Raw genomic sequence first — 1,200 nt, 5'->3', positions numbered from 1 at the left:
CGAGACCCTGGGCATCGTCGACCGGGCCTATATCCTGCATGACGGGCATGTGCTGATGTCGGGCACGACCGACCAGATCGTGGCCGATCCGCGCGTGCGCGAGGTCTATCTGGGCGACAGCTTCTCGCTGTCCTGAGCGCGCGGAAATCCGATTCAGGGTCACGCCCCCGTGTGGGCCGTTGACAGTCGGCGCGCGCTGTCACCAAATTGAGATATGCGGGTGCGGAGATGCCGCCCCGTTCAACCCGTTCGCGCCCTTGCCGGCACCAGTGGCGGGCAGGCGCCGCGACGACGGGCAACCGGAGAGGAGTGACGATGCGCTATACCATCAGCGGAAAACACATCGATGTGGGTGATGCCCTCAGCACGCATGTAAAGACCGAACTGGGCGCCACGATCGAGAAGTACTCTCAGCGTCCGACCGATGCGGCGGTGACCTTTTCCAAGGACGCGCATCAGTTCATGTGCGATTCGGTCGTGCACCTGTCCACTGGCCTGAACGTGGCCGCGCGCGGGACGGATACCGACATCTATGCCGCCTTCGAGGCCTGCCGCGAGAAGATGGACAAGCAGCTGCGCCGCTACAAGCGCCGCCTGAAGGACCACCACAAGGAACGGCCCGAACCGGTTGTCTTCGGCGAGGCAGGCAGCTATGTGCTGGCCGCCGACGAGGATGCGTGGGAATCGCAGGATGACAGCCTGCAGCCGATCATCATCGCCGAAATGCAAAGCCGCGTGCCCACCCTGTCGGTCGGCGATGCGGTGATGCAGATGGAACTGTCGGGCACCCCTCTGCTGGTGTTCCGCAACGAGAAACACGGCGGCGTCAATGTCGTCCACCGCCGCGACGACGGCAACGTCGGTTGGATCGATCCGCGCGGAAACGGCTGACCGCACGTCCGCGTCCAGACGACGCGGGACGACGGCCGCACTGGATGCCGCCCCCCTGACAGCCATGTCCGGGGGGCGGACAGCTTGGGAAAGACAAAGGCGCCATGCAACTTGCTGAAATCCTCCGGCCCGGGGCGGTCCGTTCCTTGGGACAGGTCACCTCGAAGAAGCGGCTGTTCCAGGAGCTGGCCGATCTGGCCCATGCAGAATACGGGCTGAACACCTCCGAGGTGCTGGATGCGCTGCAGGAACGCGAAAGCCTGGGGCCGACCGGGGTGGGGCAGGGCGTGGCGCTGCCGCATGCGCGGC

The 1,200-nt window shown here is 65.4% G+C and carries 2 protein-coding genes and 1 pseudogene; all 3 read left to right on the top strand.

Annotated features, from left to right (window positions below):
- Positions 1-136: pseudogene (locus TW83_RS17265) on the top strand (LPS export ABC transporter ATP-binding protein); the annotation flags it as partial.
- 179 nt (positions 137-315) lie between these two features.
- The gene (gene raiA, locus TW83_RS17260) at positions 316-891 is read left to right on the top strand and encodes a ribosome-associated translation inhibitor RaiA (protein ID WP_045984022.1); all 576 of its coding nucleotides are present in this window, start codon (positions 316-318) and stop codon (positions 889-891) included.
- 104 nt (positions 892-995) lie between these two features.
- Positions 996-1,200: PTS sugar transporter subunit IIA (locus TW83_RS17255; protein ID WP_045984021.1), on the top strand; the 205-nt coding region annotated here is incomplete at its 3' end.

This window comes from Paracoccus sp. S4493 (assembly GCF_000967735.1).
Classification (GTDB): domain Bacteria; phylum Pseudomonadota; class Alphaproteobacteria; order Rhodobacterales; family Rhodobacteraceae; genus Paracoccus; species Paracoccus marcusii.
This window is presented reverse-complemented; position numbering and strand designations above follow the sequence as displayed.

Coding starts and splice junctions, on each gene's coding strand:
- raiA (WP_045984022.1), top strand. CDS start 316: ATGCGCTATACCATCAGCGGAAAACACATCGATGTGGGTGATGCCCTC.